This window comes from Pseudomonas granadensis (assembly GCF_900105485.1).
In the GTDB taxonomy this organism is placed as follows: Bacteria; Pseudomonadota; Gammaproteobacteria; order Pseudomonadales; family Pseudomonadaceae; genus Aquipseudomonas; species Aquipseudomonas granadensis.
The window spans coordinates 5,595,501-5,612,944 of the sequence record NZ_LT629778.1; the positions used below are offsets into that span (position 1 = coordinate 5,595,501).

14 protein-coding genes are annotated in these 17,444 nt (G+C 57.8%); 8 read left to right on the forward strand and 6 right to left on the reverse strand.

Features of this window, described 5'->3' with window-relative positions; genetic code table 11:
* Positions 1-192: 192 nt before the first annotated feature.
* The 3 genes from BLU52_RS25015 (at position 193) to BLU52_RS25025 (ending at position 4,202) form a co-directional block, all read left to right on the forward strand.
* Complete coding sequence (locus BLU52_RS25015) at positions 193-699, forward strand: sigma-70 family RNA polymerase sigma factor (RefSeq protein WP_090287834.1); 507 nt, start codon at positions 193-195, stop codon at positions 697-699.
* Entirely contained in the window at positions 699-1,646 is a 948-nt protein-coding gene (locus tag BLU52_RS25020) for a FecR domain-containing protein (RefSeq protein ID WP_090287836.1), read from the forward strand. Before BLU52_RS25015 ends, BLU52_RS25020 begins: the two co-directional genes overlap by 1 nt.
* Positions 1,647-1,766: 120 nt before the next feature.
* On the forward strand, positions 1,767-4,202 hold the full coding sequence (locus BLU52_RS25025) for a TonB-dependent siderophore receptor (protein ID WP_090287839.1): 2,436 nt from the start codon (positions 1,767-1,769) through the stop codon (positions 4,200-4,202).
* Positions 4,203-4,243: 41 nt separating this feature from the next.
* Here BLU52_RS25025 and mnmE read toward each other — a convergent pair whose 3' ends face one another.
* The 5 genes from mnmE to rpmH form a co-directional block, all read right to left on the reverse strand.
* A complete protein-coding gene (gene mnmE / locus BLU52_RS25030) occupies positions 4,244-5,614 on the reverse strand; it encodes a tRNA uridine-5-carboxymethylaminomethyl(34) synthesis GTPase MnmE (RefSeq protein WP_090287841.1) in 1,371 nt (456 codons plus the stop codon).
* 81 nt (positions 5,615-5,695) lie between these two features.
* Positions 5,696-7,378, reverse strand: coding sequence for a membrane protein insertase YidC (gene yidC / locus BLU52_RS25035; RefSeq protein WP_090287843.1), 1,683 nt, complete (start codon positions 7,376-7,378; stop codon positions 5,696-5,698).
* A 2-nt stretch (positions 7,379-7,380) separates the two neighbouring features.
* On the reverse strand, positions 7,381-7,626 hold the full coding sequence (yidD, locus tag BLU52_RS25040; protein ID WP_010465488.1) for a membrane protein insertion efficiency factor YidD: 246 nt from the start codon (positions 7,624-7,626) through the stop codon (positions 7,381-7,383).
* The gene (gene rnpA, locus BLU52_RS25045; protein ID WP_197677837.1) at positions 7,619-8,020 is read right to left on the reverse strand and encodes a ribonuclease P protein component; all 402 of its coding nucleotides are present in this window, start codon (positions 8,018-8,020) and stop codon (positions 7,619-7,621) included. Before rnpA ends, yidD begins: the two co-directional genes overlap by 8 nt.
* A 16-nt stretch (positions 8,021-8,036) precedes the next feature.
* Complete coding sequence (gene rpmH, locus BLU52_RS25050; RefSeq protein ID WP_003213577.1) at positions 8,037-8,171, reverse strand: 50S ribosomal protein L34; 135 nt, start codon at positions 8,169-8,171, stop codon at positions 8,037-8,039.
* Positions 8,172-8,737: 566 nt separating this feature from the next.
* Between rpmH and dnaA the strand changes: the two genes are divergently transcribed.
* The 4 genes from dnaA to gyrB are packed head-to-tail and all read left to right on the forward strand — an operon-like array spanning position 8,738 to position 14,945.
* Positions 8,738-10,261: a chromosomal replication initiator protein DnaA gene (dnaA, locus tag BLU52_RS25055; RefSeq protein WP_090287847.1), complete on the forward strand. Its 1,524-nt coding sequence runs from the start codon at positions 8,738-8,740 to the stop codon at positions 10,259-10,261.
* A 39-nt stretch (positions 10,262-10,300) separates the two neighbouring features.
* Entirely contained in the window at positions 10,301-11,404 is a 1,104-nt protein-coding gene (gene dnaN, locus BLU52_RS25060) for a DNA polymerase III subunit beta (RefSeq protein ID WP_090287849.1), read from the forward strand.
* A gap of 14 nt (positions 11,405-11,418) precedes the next feature.
* The gene (gene recF, locus BLU52_RS25065; RefSeq protein WP_016772389.1) at positions 11,419-12,522 is read left to right on the forward strand and encodes a DNA replication/repair protein RecF; all 1,104 of its coding nucleotides are present in this window, start codon (positions 11,419-11,421) and stop codon (positions 12,520-12,522) included.
* Positions 12,523-12,527: 5 nt separating this feature from the next.
* Complete coding sequence (gene gyrB / locus BLU52_RS25070; protein WP_090288680.1) at positions 12,528-14,945, forward strand: DNA topoisomerase (ATP-hydrolyzing) subunit B; 2,418 nt, start codon at positions 12,528-12,530, stop codon at positions 14,943-14,945.
* Between the two features lie 83 nt (positions 14,946-15,028).
* On the opposite strand, the gene BLU52_RS25075 is transcribed toward gyrB, so the two are convergent.
* Entirely contained in the window at positions 15,029-15,748 is a 720-nt protein-coding gene (locus BLU52_RS25075; protein ID WP_090287851.1) for a response regulator transcription factor, read from the reverse strand.
* Between the two features lie 158 nt (positions 15,749-15,906).
* On the opposite strand from BLU52_RS25075, the gene BLU52_RS25080 reads away from it, so the two are divergent.
* Positions 15,907-17,439: a sensor histidine kinase gene (locus tag BLU52_RS25080; protein ID WP_090287853.1), complete on the forward strand. Its 1,533-nt coding sequence runs from the start codon at positions 15,907-15,909 to the stop codon at positions 17,437-17,439.
* Positions 17,440-17,444: the final 5 nt, after the last annotated feature.

The following is a 17,444-nucleotide window of genomic DNA, read 5'->3' on the forward strand; positions in this document are numbered from 1 at the left end:
CTCAGGGGTAGTTATTCACAGGGCTTAATCCACAGAAAACGTCCAAACGATGCATACAGAACGCAAAAAAAAGGCGCCACCAAGATAGCGGTGACGCCCATGCAAGCATTGGAGAGGAAATGAAAGGGCTATTGTGAGAGAGCGTAACAGGGGCTAATAATAGGCATTATCATTAACACGCCAATTTCACCCATGTCCCTACTCGCCCATACCACTGCGATCGAGCAAATCTACGAGCAACACCATTCGTGGCTCTACGGCTGGCTCAAGGGCAGATTAAACGACGCCGGCGATGCGGCGGACGTCGCGCATGACACGTTTGTGCGGATTCTGGCAGCCCGCAATGCGGCGCATATCCGCGAGCCGAGGGAGTATCTGGCCACCATCGCGCGCGGCCTGGTGATTGACCGATATAGAAGAAGCGCCATCGAGACTGCCTATCTGCAGGCTCTGGCAACCAGACCTGAGGCCAGCGCAATCAGTGAAGAAGACCGAGCGTTGATCATCGAAACCCTGATGGCTGTGGATAAAGCCTTGGCAGGCCTCGGTGCGCGAACGCAGCGGATCTTCATGCTTTCCCAGATTGAAGGCCTGACTTATCAACAGATTGCCGTGCAACTGCAGGTTTCGCTGACCACGGTGAAAAAGCACATGATTCGCGCCCTGACGGAATGTGCCCTGATCATGGCGCAGCATTGATGGCCATCGCACCCGACCGCCAGGTTTTCGAAGCAGCCGCCAGCTGGTACGTGCAGTTTCAGGCAGAGCCGCCAACGCTTGCCGAAAGGAACGCCTGGCAGCTGTGGATAGATAGCGATCCTGCGCATCTGGCGGCATGGAACCAAGTGGAACAACTGCAGCGCCACCTCGGCACCCTGCCGCAGGACTTGAAACGTCGCGCCCTGAATACCGGACAGCAACGACGCCAGGTGGTGAAGTTATTGCTGCTCGCTGCGGGGACCGGGTTCGTTGGCTGGAATGTTCAGCAACACACTCCCTTGGGGAATGTCTGGGCCGACTATAAAACCGAGTTCGGTCAGCGTCGCAACCTGACATTGGCCGACGGCAGCCAGATTCAGCTCAATACCGACACCGCGATTGATGTGTCTTTCGACGCGACGCAGCGGCTGATTCGCCTGCGCGCGGGCGAGATCCTGATCCAAACCGGCAAGCTTGGCGATCAACGACCGTTTTTTGTCGAAACCCAGGATGGTCGGATACAAGCGCTGGGCACGCGTTTTTCGGTTCACCAGTTACCGGGCGCAACCCGAGTGGGTGTGCTCGAAGATCGGGTCAGCGTTCAGCCCGCTGATGTCTCAGCGGCCGCAAGAATCTTGCAGGCAGGCGAAGGTGCCGATTTCGATCGTCAGCATATCGGACTCATTCAGCCATTTGCCTCATCGCAAGTGGCGTGGAGCAACGGCCAGTTCATCGTCCTCGATGCGCGGTTGGGCGATGTGATCGATGAGCTGCAACGCTATCGTCGCGGTGTTCTGCATTGCGACGCTCGTGCCAGGGATCTGCGCGTGTCCGGTACATTTCGGCTTGATTCCACCGATGCCGTGTTGGCCAATCTACAGGCTTCGTTGCCGATCAACGTGCGTTACTTCACTCGTTACTGGGTCTCGCTCAGCCACCGCGCTTGATCGACACCAGACCTTGGAAAAAATAAATCGACACCGGGGTTATCTTTTTTTGCCCTGAACCGGCCCTACAGGTAATCGCGATTAACGCGGCTCGTTGCCACCTTCAGGGCTTATCCACACATGCGTCTTCCTACGTATCGTCAGCGCTTCTCCTACCACTGTCTTGCTTACAGCCTATTGATGACCAGTGCCGCGTCTTGTCTGGTGATGCCCGTTGGCGCATCCGCGGCGAGCAGCACTCAGCGCTATGCCATTGCTGCTGGCCCATTGGATCAGGCACTGAGCCAGTTCGCCTCCGACGCGAATGTGATCCTCTCGTTCTCGCCGCAACAGACGTTGCGCTTGTCCAGTACCGGGCTGAACGGCAATTTCAGCGTCGAACAGGGTTTCGCCCAACTGCTGCAAGGCTCCGGGTTGCAAGCCGTGCCGCAGGCACCGGACAGCTACATTCTGCAAGCGCTGCCAAATGCTGATTCGCTGGAATTGGCCCCGACCAACATCAACGCTCAGTTGGCCAACCCGATGGACCTGGATTACGCCGCTGACGTCGGCTACAAGGCGCAGAACAGCCGGATCGGTACGAAAACCAGTACGCCGCTGTCGGAAACGCCGCGCTCTGTGTCTGTCGTCACCGCCCAGCGCATGAAAGATCAGAAATCTCAGACACTCACTGAAGTGCTTGGCTACGTACCCGGAATCTTTGCCCCGCCGTTTGCGGCAGGCGACAGTCTGGCGGGAGACCTGTTTTTCATTCGTGGCTTCAACGCCACCGATTACGGCTACGGTCTGCTGCGCGATGGACTGCGCGTACAGGGCAATCGCTATGACACCAGCACTGAGCCCTACGGTCTGGAGCGGGTCGAAGTGTTCCGCGGTCCGTCGTCGCTGTTGTATGGAGAAAACGCCCCCGGTGGTCTGGTCAATCTGGTCAGTAAACGTCCAACCGCTGTGCCTCAGGGCGAAGTCCAACTGGGCTATGGCTCGAACAATCGCCGGCAGATCGGCGTCGACGTGTCGGGGCCGCTCAACGACAGCGGCAACATGCTCGGGCGCGTGGTGATGCTTGGGCGCAAATCCGACACCCAGACCGATCATGTCCCGGATGACCGAATTTACATCGCCCCCTCGCTGACCCTGAATTTCGACGACTTCAATACGCTCACGCTGCTGGCCAACTACCAGAAGGATCACACCAACATGGAACTCGGCCTGCCGGCGGCCGGGACATTGCTGAGCAACCCCAACGGCCGGTTACCCAAAGACACGATGCTCGGCGATCCGGACTGGAATACCTTCGAACGGGAAACCTGGAGTACCGGTTACGAGTTCAGCCATTCCTTCAACGATGACTGGCAGTTCCGCCAGAACTCGCGCTATATGCAGTCGCGTATTACCCGGCATGAAACCTGGCCAGGCAACCTGAACAATGGCGGGTACGGCACGCGATTGAACATGACCGCATACGATCGCTTCAACAAGTCGATGGTCTATTCGCTGGATAACCAGTTGGAAGGCAAATTCCAGGTCGGGGGGCTGGAGAACACCGTGCTGTTCGGCGCCAGCTACGACCGTACCTCGTTCAATCAGGACTGGAACGCCGGCATCGTCGGGCCGATCGATGTGTATAACCCGGTTTATCTGCGCGACCCGACCACGCCGATTGCGGTGCAAAACACCTTGCTCGAGCAACAGATGAAAGGCGTTTATGCACAGATCCAGAGCAAATACGACCGTTGGCTGTTTTTGCTCGGTGGCCGGCAGGACTGGGTCGACAGTGATTTCCGCGACAAGGTGGCCACAGGCAGCAACACCAGTTCCGAGGACAAGAAGTTCACCTATCAGGGCGGGGTGATGTATCAGTTCGACAACGGCATTACGCCGTATGTCAGCTATTCCACCTCGTTCGTGCCGGTACAGCAGATTTCCAACGCCGGCACACCGCTCGATCCGATCACCAGCAGCCAATACGAAGTGGGCCTGAAGTACGAGCCGATCGGCTGGGATACCGCATTCACCGCGTCGGTGTATGACCTGCGCAAAAAAGACGACACCTACTTCGACTCGACGACGTCGGGCTATCGCCAGGTGGGCGAAAGCCGTTCCAAAGGTGTCGAGTTGGAGCTCAACAGCAATCTGACCCAAAACCTCAATGTTACGGCTGCTTACACCTACACCGATGCGCGCATCACCAAAGATGCAGCAACCTCACTGGTCAAAGGTCATCAGATGACAGGCGTGCCGCGCAATCAGGCGTCGGTCTGGGCCAAATACCGCTTCCTTGACGGCGATCTCAAAGGCCTGTACGTGGCGGGCGGCGTGCGTTACTTCGACAGTGCGTTCGCCTACACCTCGCCGTCTCTCTACGGCAAGCTGGATGCCGGCGATGTCACGCTGGTCGATGCAGCGATCGGTTACCAGATCGACAGCCACTGGAGCGTGGACCTCAACGCGAAAAATCTTTTCGCCAAGGACTATGTATCGGGCTGCAACGATGCCGGGCGCTGCTATTGGGGCGAAGACCGCACCATGCTCGGTACAGTGTCTTACAACTGGTAAAACGAAAAAGGCCTGTGGATAAATTGTCCACAGGCCCTTTTTTATTTACCAATGCAGAAGCTGGAAAAGATCCGTCCCAACAAGTCATCGGAGCTGAACGCCCCGGTGATTTCACCCAACGCATGCTGGGCCTGGCGCAAATCCTCGGCGAGCAATTCACCGGCACCCGCCAAGGTCAGCTGGGCGCGGCCGTGTTCCAGTGCTGCGCTGGCATGGCGCAATGCCTCGAGGTGTCGACGTCGTGCACTGAAGCTGCTTTCCGACGTTTGCTCGTAACCCATGCAGGCTTTGAGATGGTCACGCAGCAAATCCAGGCCTTCGCCAGCGGATTTGGCACTCAGACTGATGGTCACATGGCCGTCTTCACTGGTTTCCAGAGCAATTGCTTCGCCGGTCAGATCGGCTTTGTTGCGGATCAGGGTAACTTTCGCCGGATCCGGACGGGTTTCGAGGAACTCTGGCCACAGGGCAAAAGGGTCCAGCGCTTCCGGTGCGGTCGCATCAACCACCAACAGCACGCGATCAGCCTCACCGATCGCCTTCAATGCCCGCTCGACGCCGATTTTTTCCACATGATCATCGGTATCACGCAGACCGGCAGTGTCGACAACGTGCAGCGGCATGCCATCAATGTGGATATGTTCGCGCAGGATATCCCGGGTGGTGCCAGCGATCTCGGTGACGATGGCGGCTTCCCGACCGGCCAGTGCATTCAACAGGCTGGATTTGCCGGCATTGGGTCGACCGGCGATCACGACTGTCATGCCATCACGCAACAGTGCACCTTGTCCGGCCTCGCGCAGTACTGTGGATAGATCGTTGCGCACTTTGTCGAGCATGCTCAACACATGGCCGTCGGCGAGAAAGTCGATTTCCTCTTCCGGAAAATCGATAGCGGCCTCGACATAGATGCGCAGGCCGATCAGTTGCTCAGTCAAGTTATGCACACGCTGAGAAAACGCTCCCTGCAGTGAACGCAGGGCATTACGTGCGGCTTGAGCAGAACTGGCTTCGATCAGATCGGCAATCGCCTCGGCCTGGGCCAGATCGAGCTTGTCGTTGAGAAACGCGCGCTCACTGAATTCCCCTGGACGCGCCAAGCGGCAACCCAGTTCAAGACAACGCTTGAGCAGCATGTCGAGAACGATCGGGCCGCCGTGTCCCTGCAGTTCCAGCACGTCTTCGCCGGTAAATGAGTTCGGCCCCGGGAAATACAGTGCCAGACCTTCGTCCAGCACCTGCTGATCATCACTGAAAAACGGCCCGTAATGGGCAAAACGTGGTTTCAGTTCGCGACCGCTGATGGCTTTCGCCGCCACCCTGGCCAACGGCCCGGAAATACGAACGATGCCCACACCGCCGCGACCTTGTGCGGTGGCGACGGCGGCGATGGTTTCACGCGGTGTGCTCATAAACCGGAATCCAGACAAAAGTGGCAGATAGCAAAACGCCCCACTAGGGGGCGTTTTGAGTGGTGTTATCCACAGTGCAAGTTACGCCTCGGCTTTTTTCGTCGCCGCTTCGATCTTACGCGTGATGTACCACTGTTGTGCAATCGACAGGCAGTTGTTCACAACCCAGTACAGCACCAGACCAGCAGGGAACCACAGGAAGAAGAACGTGAAGATGATTGGCATCATTTTCATCACCTTCGCCTGCATCGGATCCGGAGGTGTAGGGTTCAGCTGCTGCTGGATGAACATGGTCGCGCCCATGATGATCGGCAGAATGAAGAACGGATCCTTGATCGACAGGTCGGTGATCCACAGCATGAACGGCGCTTGACGCATCTCCACGCTTTCCAGCAGAACCCAGTACAGCGAAAGGAAAACCGGCATCTGCACGAGGATTGGCAAGCAGCCGCCCAGCGGATTGATCTTCTCTTTCTTGTACAGCTCCATCATGGCTTGCGACATTTTCTGCCGGTCGTCGCCATGTTGCTCTTTCAGCGCAGCCAGTTTCGGCGCAACGGCACGCATACGCGCCATCGATTTGTAGCTGGCAGCCGACAACGGGAAGAAGATCCCTTTGATCAGCATGGTCAGGAAGATGATCGACCAGCCCCAGTTACCGACAATGGCGTGGATGTGTTGCAGCAGCCAGAAGATTGGCTGGGCAATGAACCACAGAATGCCGTAGTCGACGGTCAGTTCCAGACCAGGGGACAACTCTTTCAACACGGCCTGGCTTTTCGGACCGGCGTACAGCACAGCGCTGGTTTCAACCTTGGCACCTGGTGCAGCGGTCAACGTAGGACCGGTGTAACCGATGATGTAGTTGCCTTTGCTGTCTTTGCGGGTCTGGACGATGTTGTTTTCGCCCTTGGCCGGGATCCACGCAGTCACGAAGTAGTGTTGCAGCCAGGCTACCCAGCCACCGGTGACGGTTTCTTTGAGCTGGGCCTTGTCCATGTCCTTCATGGACACTTTCTTGTACGGCTCCGAACTTGTCCACAGGGCAGCGCCCAGGTAAGTCGCAGTGCCAGTCGCTGTTGTGGACGAAGGATCCGCGCTTGCGTCGCGTTTCAGCTGAGCGAACATTGCGCCATTCCAGGGCTGAGCGCTCTGGTTATCCACAATGTAGGAAACGGCTACGTCATACAGGCCGCGTTTCAGCGTGAAACGCTTGATGTAGTTGACGCCATCCTTGCTGAATTTCAGGTCAACGACGAGTTGATCCTGACCCTCAGCCAGTTGGTAGGTCTTCTTCTCCGAGGAGTAGACCGGACGACCGGCCGGATTTGCGTCCGGGCCATTGGTGCCGATCAGACCGCTTTGCGCCAGATAAACACGTTCGCCGCCGTTATCGAACAGCTGGAACGGCACATCAGGACGATCCTGACGACGCGGATACAGAGGCAAGGTCAGTTGAGCGACGTCGCCACCTTGTGGATCGATTGCGAGATCGAGCACGTCGGTTTTGATCTGGATCAGATCCTTGCTGGCGGCTACCGGTGTTTCGGCAGGTGCGCTGGTATCGCTGGCGGCACGCGGAATATCGTCACTGGCGGCAGCATTGGTGCCAGTGGCGGTGTCCGGCAAACCGGATGTAGTCGTACTGGAAGCAACATTCTGAGTCGGCAGGGCAGCCTGGCCATAGTCCTGGTTCCATTTAAGAACCATAACGTAGGACACGATTGCCAGGGCGACGATCAGGATCGTGCGTTTGATATCCATGATTACTCGGCCATCGAAGAAGAACGGGAGGTAGGGATAGGCGGAACCGGGTCATAACCACCGGGATTCCACGGATGACAGCGACCTAAACGACGAAAGGTCAGCCAGCCACCGCGCAGAAGGCCATGATTTTCAATGGCTTCATACGCGTAGCAGGAACAACTGGGGTAGAAACGACAGTGGCTGGCCATCAAAGGACTAATGGCATAGCGATAAAACTGGATCGGAACGAGGGCCAGTTTACGCATCTGGACTGTCTACCCCTACAGTTTCGGTTTTGACTGCCGGAACCGGCTTGTTACGAGCCAGACGCTTCCAGAGTTTGCCGAAATGCTGAATCAATTCGGGGTTTTCTACATCGCCCAGACCTTTGCGCGCGACGATAACGATGTCCCAGCCGACCAGTGAATCCTGGTGCAGACGGAACGACTCGCGCATCAAACGTTTGAGGCGATTGCGCTCAACGGAGAGCTTGACGCTCTTTTTCCCGATAACCAGCCCGAGACGGGGGTGATCGAGATCGTTGTCGCGTGCAAGGAGCAGGAGATTTTTCCCCGGAACCTTGCCGGTAGGGGAGTCAAAGACTGCCTTGAAATGCCGGGGTGTAAGCAGACGCTTTTCCCGACTGAAGTCCTGACTCACCTCCAGTACCGGATTATCAAACTGCCAGACGCGCACGACCTTTGGCGCGACGACGCGACAGGACTGCGCGGCCGTTCTTGGTAGCCATGCGAGCACGGAAACCGTGGGTACGAGCGCGTTTGATAGTGCTTGGTTGGAAAGTACGTTTCATGTCGTGTTACCTGGTTCGTCCACAACGGGCCGGAATGGCCCCCGTTTTAAGAGACCGGGGATTCTAGAGAAAGCAAGCCTTCAGGTCAATTTCCAACCAGCGTTTCCTTATAAATAGATCTCCCAGACGTTTTTGTCTGAAAGACTGTTCGCCAGATATAAAAATAAAGAAGGGAATTATTTAAAGCTTTTCTGTAAAGCTTGTTAAAGCTAGGCGATGCCTCCTCTGTGGATAAGTGGCAGGGCTCCTTTATTTACCTGGTGTACAGAGAATGACAACTACAGTGGAAAACCGTGTTCAGCCTGTGCTGCGCTGTCGGATAACCTGTGTGTGGAATGGTCGGTTATCCACAGGCGCGTTATCCACCGAGTTCAACCCCCAGTTGTCCAGTGCCCTCAAGGGCGGTTATCCACAGAGCTTATTCACTAACCGTTTGTCGCCTTTTATCGATCCAGACTGCTGACAATTGATGAATGCCGGGCAACCTGCGTGTGGATAAGTGGACGGCTCGCCGCTACAATGGCCGCTTGTTTTTGCCTCACCGGCTTTCAACTTAGGGGATATCCGTGTCAGTGGAACTTTGGCAGCAGTGCGTGGAGCTTTTGCGCGAGGAGCTGCCTGCCCAACAATTCAACACCTGGATCCGTCCACTACAGGTCGAAGCCGAAGGCGACGAGTTGCGCGTCTACGCACCGAACCGTTTCGTGCTGGACTGGGTCAATGAAAAGTACCTGGGCCGGGTCATGGAACTGCTGGATGAGCATGGCAATGGCATGGCGCCAGCGCTGTCCTTGTTAATAGGCAGCAAACGCAGCTCGGCGCCGCGTGCCGCCCCGAATGCACCGCTGGCTGCGGCGCAGGTGTCTCAGGCACAGGCGAATGCAGCGCCTGCCAACGCGCCGGCGCATGCTCCGGCGCCTGCGTCGACCAAGCGTGCAACGCAGAAAACCGAGGAAATCAGTGAAGAGCCGTCTCGCGACAGCTTTGACCCGATGGCCGGTGCTGCGTCGCAACAAGCCCCGGTTCGCGCCGAACAGCGCACCGTGCAGGTCGAAGGTGCGCTCAAGCACACCAGCTATCTGAACCGCACCTTCACCTTTGAAAACTTCGTCGAAGGTAAATCCAACCAGCTCGCCCGTGCGGCGGCGTGGCAGGTCGCGGACAACCCCAAGCATGGCTATAACCCGCTCTTCCTTTATGGTGGCGTCGGTCTGGGTAAAACCCACTTGATGCACGCGGTGGGTAACCATCTATTAAAGAAGAACCCGAATGCCAAGGTCGTTTACCTGCATTCCGAGCGTTTCGTGGCCGATATGGTCAAGGCGCTGCAGTTGAACGCCATCAACGAGTTCAAGCGTTTCTACCGATCGGTGGATGCATTGCTGATCGATGACATTCAGTTCTTCGCCCGCAAAGAGCGCTCGCAGGAAGAATTCTTCCACACCTTCAACGCCCTGCTTGAAGGTGGCCAGCAGGTCATTCTCACCAGTGACCGCTACCCGAAAGAGATCGAAGGGCTTGAAGAGCGTCTCAAGTCGCGTTTCGGCTGGGGCCTGACGGTCGCCGTCGAGCCGCCGGAGCTGGAAACCCGCGTGGCCATCTTGATGAAGAAGGCTGACCAGGCCAAAGTCGAGTTGCCGCATGACGCGGCGTTCTTCATCGCCCAGCGTATTCGCTCCAACGTCCGTGAGCTGGAAGGCGCGCTGAAACGCGTAATCGCCCACTCGCACTTCATGGGCCGCGACATCACCATCGAGCTGATTCGCGAATCGCTGAAAGACCTGCTGGCGTTGCAGGACAAGCTGGTTTCTGTGGATAACATTCAGCGCACGGTCGCCGAGTACTACAAGATCAAGATTTCCGATCTGCTGTCCAAGCGCCGTTCGCGCTCGGTAGCGCGCCCGCGTCAGGTGGCCATGGCGTTGTCCAAGGAACTGACCAACCACAGCTTGCCGGAAATCGGCGATGTGTTTGGCGGCCGCGACCATACGACCGTGTTGCACGCCTGCCGCAAGATCAACGAACTTAAGGAATCCGACGCGGACATCCGCGAGGACTACAAGAACCTGCTGCGTACACTGACCACTTGATGAACACCAGCGCAGCTTATTAAGGCAAGGGACTAGACCATGCATTTCACCATTCAACGCGAAGCCCTGTTGAAACCCCTGCAACTGGTCGCAGGCGTCGTCGAGCGCCGACAGACCTTGCCGGTACTCTCCAACGTGCTGTTGGTTGTCGAGGGCCAGCAACTGTCGCTGACCGGTACCGACCTTGAGGTCGAGCTGGTCGGTCGTGTGCAACTTGAGGAGCCGGCCGAAACAGGTTCCATCACCGTGCCTGCGCGCAAGCTGATGGACATCTGCAAAAGCCTGCCCAACGATGCGCTGATCGACATCAAGGTCGACGAGCAGAAACTGGTGGTCAAGGCCGGCCGTAGCCGTTTCACCCTGTCGACCCTGCCAGCCAACGATTTCCCGACCGTTGAAGAAGGTCCGGGCTCGCTGACCTGCAGCCTTGAACAAAGCAAACTGCGTCGTCTGATCGAACGCACCAGCTTCGCCATGGCCCAGCAGGACGTGCGCTACTACCTCAACGGCATGCTGCTGGAAGTTTCTGCTGGCATCATCCGCGCGGTGGCAACCGACGGTCACCGTCTGGCCATGTGCTCGATGCAGGCCGATATCGGTCAGCCGGATCGTCATCAGGTGATCGTCCCGCGCAAAGGTATCCTTGAACTGGCACGGCTGCTCACCGAGCCGGACGGCAATGTCAGCATTGTTCTCGGTCAGCACCATATCCGCGCAACCACCGGCGAATTCACCTTCACTTCGAAACTGGTCGACGGTAAATTCCCGGATTACGAGCGCGTGCTGCCCAAGGGTGGCGACAAGCTGGTGCTGGGCGATCGCCAGGCCCTGCGTGAAGCATTCAGCCGTACCGCGATTCTGTCCAACGAGAAGTACCGCGGCATCCGTCTGCAACTGGCCAGCGGGCAGTTGAAGATCCAGGCCAACAACCCGGAACAGGAAGAAGCGGAAGAAGAAGTGGGCGTTGAATACAACGGCGGCGCGCTGGAAATCGGCTTCAACGTCAGCTACCTGCTTGACGTATTGGGCGTGATGACCACCGAGCAGGTTCGCCTGATCCTGTCCGACTCCAACAGCAGTGCGCTGGTGCAAGAGTCCGACAATGACGACTCGGCTTACGTTGTCATGCCGATGCGTCTGTAATCAGCTAACTCTGAATGTCGTTAAGTCGTGTTTCGGTCACCGCGGTGCGCAATCTGCACCCGGTGACCTTCTCCCCCTCTCCCCGCATCAATATTCTTTACGGCGCCAACGGCAGCGGCAAAACCAGTGTTCTGGAAGCCATTCATCTGCTCGGGCTTGCCCGTTCGTTTCGTAGCACGCGCTTGTTGCCGGTCATCCAGTACGAGCAACTCGCCTGTACGGTATTCGGTCAGGTTGAATTGGCCGAGGGCGGACACAGTGCGCTGGGGATTTCTCGTGATCGCCAAGGCGAGTTCCAGATTCGTATCGATGGGCAGAACGCCCGTAGCGCTGCGCAACTGGCGGAAATCCTGCCGCTGCAGTTGATCAACCCCGACAGCTTCCGCCTGCTCGAAGGCGCACCGAAGATTCGCCGGCAGTTTCTCGACTGGGGCGTGTTCCACGTCGAGCCGCGGTTCATGGCGACGTGGCAGCGTTTGCAGAAGGCCTTGCGCCAGAGAAACTCCTGGCTGCGGCATGGTACACTTGACGCCGTTTCGCAAGCGGTTTGGGACAGGGAACTGTGCCAGGCCAGCGCTGAGATCGATGAATACCGCCGCGCTTATATCACAGCCTTGAAACCGGTCTTCGAACAGACCTTGAGCGAACTGGTTGAGCTCGAGGGTTTGACGCTCAGCTATTACCGAGGCTGGGATAAAGACCGGGAGTTGAGCGCCGTCCTTGCCGGTTCCGTGCAACGGGACCAGCAGATGGGGCATACCCAGGCCGGACCGCAACGGGCTGATTTGCGTCTTAGATTGGGCGCACACAATGCCGCGGACATATTGTCTCGGGGTCAGCAGAAGTTGGTGGTCTGCGCACTGCGGATTGCCCAAGGGCACCTGGTCAGCCAGGCCCGCCGCGGTCAGTGTATTTATCTGGTGGATGACTTGCCGTCCGAGCTGGACGAGAGCCATCGCCGCGCGCTGTGCCGCTTGCTGGAAGACTTACGCTGCCAGGTGTTCATCACCTGTGTAGATCACGAATTATTGAGGGAAGGCTGGCAGACGGAAACGCCAGTCGCTTTGTTCCACGTGGAACAGGGCCGTATCACCCAGACCCACGACCATCGGGAGTGAAGGCATTGAGCGAAGAAAATACGTACGACTCATCGAGCATTAAAGTGCTGAAAGGCCTGGATGCCGTGCGCAAACGTCCCGGTATGTACATTGGTGACACCGACGATGGCAGCGGTCTGCACCACATGGTGTTCGAGGTGGTCGACAACTCGATCGACGAAGCCCTCGCCGGCCATTGCGACGACATCAGCATCATCATTCACCCGGATGAATCCATCACCGTAAAAGACAACGGTCGTGGCATCCCGGTAGACGTGCATAAAGAGGAAGGCGTTTCCGCCGCCGAGGTCATCATGACCGTCCTCCACGCTGGTGGTAAATTCGACGATAACTCCTACAAGGTATCCGGCGGTTTGCACGGTGTAGGTGTGTCGGTAGTAAACGCACTGTCCGAGGAGCTGGTCCTGACCGTTCGCCGCAGCGGCAAGATCTGGGAACAGACCTACGTCCACGGCGTACCTCAGGCTCCGATGGCTATCGTTGGCGACAGCGAAACCACCGGCACCCAGATCCACTTCAAGGCTTCCAGCGAAACCTTCAAGAACATTCACTTCAGCTGGGACATTCTCGCCAAGCGGATTCGTGAACTGTCCTTCCTCAACTCCGGTGTCGGCATCGTCCTCAAGGATGAGCGCAGCGGCAAGGAAGAGCTTTTCAAATACGAAGGCGGCCTGCGCGCGTTCGTTGAATACCTGAACACCAACAAGACCGCGGTCAATCAGGTGTTCCACTTCAATATCCAGCGCGAAGACGGCATCGGCGTGGAAGTTGCGCTGCAGTGGAACGACAGCTTCAACGAGAACCTGTTGTGCTTCACCAACAACATTCCGCAACGCGATGGCGGTACTCACCTGGTGGGCTTCCGTTCGGCGCTGACGCGTAACCTGAACAACTACATCGAACAGGAAGGCCTGGCGAAGAAACACAAAGTCGCCACCACTGGCGATGATGCCCGTGAGGGCCTGACTGCGATCATCTCGGTGAAAGTACCGGATCCGAAGTTCAGCTCGCAGACCAAAGACAAGCTGGTGTCTTCCGAAGTGAAGACCGCCGTCGAGCAGGAGATGGGCAAGTACTTCTCCGATTTCCTTCTGGAAAACCCGAACGAAGCCAAACTGGTCGTCGGCAAGATGATCGACGCTGCCCGTGCCCGTGAAGCGGCACGCAAGGCTCGTGAAATGACTCGCCGTAAAGGCGCACTGGACATTGCCGGCCTGCCGGGCAAACTCGCTGACTGCCAAGAGAAAGACCCGGCGCTGTCCGAACTGTACCTGGTGGAAGGTGACTCCGCGGGCGGCTCTGCCAAGCAGGGACGTAACCGCAAGACCCAGGCGATCCTGCCGTTGAAGGGCAAGATCCTCAACGTCGAAAAAGCACGCTTCGACAAGATGATCTCGTCCCAGGAAGTGGGCACGCTGATCACCGCGCTGGGCTGCGGCATCGGCCGCGACGAGTACAATATCGACAAGTTGCGTTATCACAACATCATCATCATGACCGATGCTGACGTCGACGGTTCGCACATCCGTACCCTGCTGCTGACCTTCTTCTTCCGTCAGTTGCCGGAACTGATCGAGCGCGGCTACATCTACATCGCCCAGCCACCGCTGTACAAGGTCAAGAAAGGCAAGCAAGAGCAATACATCAAAGACGACGACGCCATGGAAGAGTACATGACGCAGTCGGCCCTGGAAGATGCGAGCCTGCACCTGAACGAAGACGCACCGGGCATTTCCGGCGAAGCGCTCGAGCGTCTGGTGAATGACTTCCGCATGGTGATGAAGACCCTCAAGCGTCTGTCGCGCTTGTACCCACAGGAACTGACCGAGCACTTCATCTACCTGCCTGCGGTGAGCCTGGAGACGTTGGGTGACCATGCAGCGATGCAAGATTGGCTGGCTCAGTACGAAGTTCGTCTGCGCACCAATGAGAAGTCCGGCCTGGTCTACAAGGCCAGTCTGCGCGAAGACCGCGAACGTGGTGTCTGGCTGCCAGAGGTTGAACTGATCTCCCACGGCCTGTCGAACTACGTCACGTTCAACCGCGACTTCTTCGGCAGCAACGACTATAAGACCGTCGTAACCCTCGGCGCTCAGCTGAGCACCCTGCTTGACGAGGGCGCGTACATCCAGCGCGGCGAACGCAAGAAAGCCGTCACCGAGTTCAAGGAAGCCCTCGACTGGCTGATGGCCGAAAGCACCAAGCGCCACACCATCCAGCGATACAAAGGGCTGGGCGAAATGAACCCGGATCAGCTGTGGGAAACCACTATGGACCCAAGCGTGCGCCGCATGCTGAAAGTCACTATCGAAGACGCTATCGGCGCAGACCAGATCTTCAACACCCTGATGGGTGATGCGGTTGAACCTCGCCGAGACTTCATCGAGAGCAATGCGCTGGCGGTTTCGAACCTGGATTTCTAATCCAGGTTGTCGTCAACGAAAAAGGCCAACGCATTGCGTTGGCCTTTTTATTTCCCGTGCCTGGTGATTCTGCTCGCCCCGGTTCACTCGACAACAGATGCGACACTCTCCAACCGATATCCGTACCCATAAATCGTCAACAACTGCCAACCCCGATCTGCCGTCAGCCCAAGCTTGTTGCGCAGCCGATAGATATGCGTGTCCAGCGGTCTTGACGATGCAATCTCCTCATGCGGCCAGAAACGCTCATACAGATAGTCGCGCGACAGCGGCCGCCCCAGATTGCTGAACAGGCACCGGGCGAGCCGGTACTCGCGCTCGGTCATGACGATAGGCTTCCCCTCACGCGTGACAGTCAATTCGGCATCATCAAACGTCAGGTCATTGAAGCTCAGCACTTCGTTGGCAGCCGCGCGTTGCTGGCTATGTCGGCGCAGTACCGCAGCGACTCGCGCCTTCAGTTCATTGGGTCGAAACGGCTTGCTCACATAATCATCGGCGCCCGCGTTCAACGCCTGGACGATATCGCTCTCACCGTCGCGGCTGGTCAGCATGATCGCCGCCGGTGGCGCCTCCATGTGTTCGCGGGTCCAGCGCAGCAGCGCCAGGCCGGTGAGGTCGGGCAATTGCCAGTCGAGGATCAGCAGGTCGAAGGTTTCCCGACGCAGTTGGCGCAACAGGTCTTCACCGCGCTCGAAGCTGTGCAGCGCCCAAGGTTGTTCGCCAGCCTCGGCCATCTGTTGCAGGGTTTGCTCGACCCTGCGCAGTTCGGCGGGTTCGTCATCCAGTATCGCAACACGCATACGCAGGGTTCCTTGTCGCTTGGGCAGTTGGGGCAACTGTAGTCGCTTGGCCTGTGCGATGAAAGTAAGCGGCCCTCGTCGGTCGACGTCCGCTATGATTCTTCGGATCTACGTCCCAGACCAGTGGCCCATGAAACCATTCACCCTGCCCTATTCCCATGAACAATAATCGTCGACTCGAAAGCCGAGTGCCCAGTCAGGTGCAACGACTGTTTCGCCAGTTGGTGCGCGAATGGCTGTGGATAAGCCTGGTGCTGTTACCGCTGACTGCGGTGCTGTCCTATCGCGCGCAGACCAGTTTGCAGGGTATCTCGCCGACGACGGGGGCGTCGTTATCGGTTGGGCTGGTGGCCGCCGTTCTCAGTCTATTGTTATGGCGTCCACGCTGGGCGCTGTGGATTTCCCTGATGGGCATGGCCTGCGCACTGTTGATCAGTGCCGGTCTGGCGCAGGCGCAACACTGGTGGTCGCCGACGCCGGCGGTGCTGGGCATGTTGTTCGGTTATCTGATCTGGAACTGGCGTCGCCTGAGTGTGGTGCTGACCTATTTCGGTTGGGAACTGGCGCGCCTGGACAGCGAGCCAAAGGTGTTTCCGGAGCGTCGGCGTTCACAGTTCACCGGTGCCGATCGCTTGCAGGGCCAGATCATGGCGCTGGAACAAGCCATGAGCCGCACCCGCGATACGCGCAGATTCATTGCCGATGGCTTGGAATACCTGCCCGTCGCCACGCTGATCAGCGACCCCAAGGGCCAGATTCTGTTGGGCAACCGCAAAGCACGCGAACTCTTCGATAACGATCTGGTGGGCAACGATGTGCTCGATCAGCTAGCCAGCCTGGGCTATCCGGAATTATCCCCAACGCCACGCCCGCCTTTGTCAGCTATGCCGCTGCTGGAATTTCGCGACCACAAGGAGCGCAGCCTGCGTCTGGACCGTGCGGCATTGCTCACCGCCGATGGCGATACACCCATCGGTTGGCTGCTCAGCCTCACCGACCTCAGCGCCGAACGCGCTGCCGAAGAACAACGCGGTGTGTTGCTGCGCTTCTTGTCCCACGATTTGCGCGCGCCCCACTCGGCCATCCTTGCGCTGCTGGATGTACATCGCCATCAGGCTGGCGCTGATTCGCCTTTGTTTGACCAGATCGAACGTCAGGTCCGCCGTGCACTGGACCTGACGGACGGATTTGTCCTGTTGGCACGGGCGGAGTCCGAGGCCTACCAGTTTCAGCCAAGCCTGTTCGCAATGCTGGTGCTGGATGTGCTCGATCAAGCGCTGCCCATCGCTCAGCAAAAACGTATCGAACTGCGGCATGCCATGGATGAGCAAACTCAGGAGCGCCTTGTCATGGCCGACCAGGGCTTGCTGACCCGCGCATTGTTCAATCTGTTGGAAAACGCAATCAAATACAGCCCGGCTGGCTCTACGGTTCAGTTGCGGGTGAGCTGTCACGAGCAGTGGCTGCGTTGCGAACTGATCGATCAGGGCAAGGGTATCGCCGAGCAGGAGTTGCCGGAGCTGTTTAGCCAATACCGGCGCTTTTCCTCAGCGCAGGGCATTGACGGCATAGGGCTGGGCCTGTCAATGGTCAAAGCGGTGATCGATCATCACGGTGGCAGCATTGAATGTCGCAGCGAGGTCGACCGAGGCACGACGTTCATGCTGCAGCTACCGTTGATTGCCGAATGAACAGA